The organism is Pseudomonas sp. dw_612, assembly GCF_018449725.1.
Lineage (GTDB): Bacteria > Pseudomonadota > Gammaproteobacteria > Pseudomonadales > Pseudomonadaceae > Aquipseudomonas.
Genome location: NZ_JAAVVC010000055.1, coordinates 1 through 1,697, shown reverse-complemented (window position 1 = coordinate 1,697; position 1,697 = coordinate 1). Strand labels below are relative to the sequence as shown.

General features: G+C 66.6%; 1 protein-coding gene. It reads left to right on the top strand.

The genetic code is table 11. The annotated features are described in order from the left end of the window. Positions 1-1,697, top strand: a 1,697-nt coding sequence (locus HB680_RS32420; protein WP_213942324.1) for an amino acid adenylation domain-containing protein, incomplete at both ends; no start/stop codon positions are given.

Genomic DNA, 1,697 nt, shown 5'->3' with positions numbered 1-1,697 from the left:
GCCGTGGAGCGCGTGCCGCTGCTGTCGGCTCAGGAGCGTCGATTGCAGGTGCAGGACTGGAACCAGACGCAGGCAGATTTCCCGCGGCACAGCTGCCTGCACTCGCTGTTCGAGGCTCAGGTGCGGCAGGCGCCAGAGCGGCTGGCCGTGCTCCATGATCAGCAGCGCCTGAGTTATGGCGAACTCAATACCCGCGCCAACCGTCTGGCGCACGAGTTACGCAGGCATGGGGTGCGGCCGGGCGACTTAGTGGCCATCTGCGCGCACCGCTCGCCGGACATGTTGGTGGCGCTGCTGGCGGTGTTGAAAGCTGGCGCCGCTTACGTGCCAATGGACCCTGCCTACCCAGCGCAGCGACTGGCCTTCATGCTGGACGACTGCGCGCCGGCGTTGGTGCTGACCCATGCGGCGGCGCGGGGTGCCCTTGAGGCTGCGCTGGAGCAGGCCGTGCCGATCGCACTGCTGGACCTGGATCGCGACGCCGTGCAGTGGGCCGACAGCCCCGACGGCGATGCGCCACTGGCCGAGCTGACCGCGCGGCATCTGGCGTATGTGATCTACACCTCGGGCTCGACCGGCCAGCCCAAGGGGGTGATGGTCGAGCATTGCAGTGTGGTCAATCAGGTCAGTTTCATGGCGCGCGAATGCGCACTGGGCGAGGGTGATCGCTTCCTGCAGTTCGCCTCATTCGCTTTCGACGTGGCCGTCGAGGAGGTCTTCGCCACCTTGCTGTCCGGTGCGGCGCTGGTGTTGCGTGACGATCAGTGGCTGCGTAGCCCCAAGGATTTCCTCGCCCACTGCTCGGCGCAGGCGGTGACGGTGATGGACCTGCCCACGGCATTCTGGCAGTCGGTGACGGTCGATCGACACCTGTCGATACCCCCCACGCTACGCCAGATCATCATTGGAGGCGAAGCGCTGAGCGAGGACGCGCTGGCCCGTTGGTTCGAGCGCGAAGGGCACCGGCCGGCCTTGGTCAACGCCTACGGTCCGACGGAGGCCACGGTGAATGCTACCCTGGCGCACTTGAACGGGCCGTGCGATTGGTCGCATATCGGCCGGCCGACCGCTAACACTCACCTGTACGTGCTGGATGACCAGGGTGAGCCGGTGCCGTTGGGCGTGGCGGGCGAGCTTTGGATCGGTGGGGCGGGCGTGGCACGTGGCTACCTGAACCGCGACGACCTGAATACCCGGCATTTCCACACCAGCCGCTTCGTCGACGGAGACCGGCTGTACCGCACCGGAGACCGGGTGCGCTATTTGAGCGATGGCACCCTGCAGTTCCAGGGGCGCAGCGACTTCCAGGTAAAACTGCGCGGTTTTCGAATCGAACTGGGGGAGATCGAGGCCGCACTGCGCGAGCACCCTCAGGTGCGCGAGGCGGCGGTGCTGGCCCGCGAGGAACAGGCCGGTGAAAAGCGCCTGGTGGCCTACGTCGTGCCAACCCAATCCACGCAGCCTGAGTCCGCGCAAAGTCTGCGTACGCACCTGCAGGCCCGGTTGCCTGACTATATGGTGCCGGCGGCCTACGTGACGCTGGCGAGCCTGCCGCTGACGACCAACGGCAAGCTTGATCGTCAGGCATTGCCTGTGCCGCAGGAGGATGCCTACGCACGACATGGCTACGAAGCCCCGCAGGGTGAGGTCGAGGTGGCGCTCGCCGCCCTCTGGCAGGAGGTGCTGGGTGTCGAGAA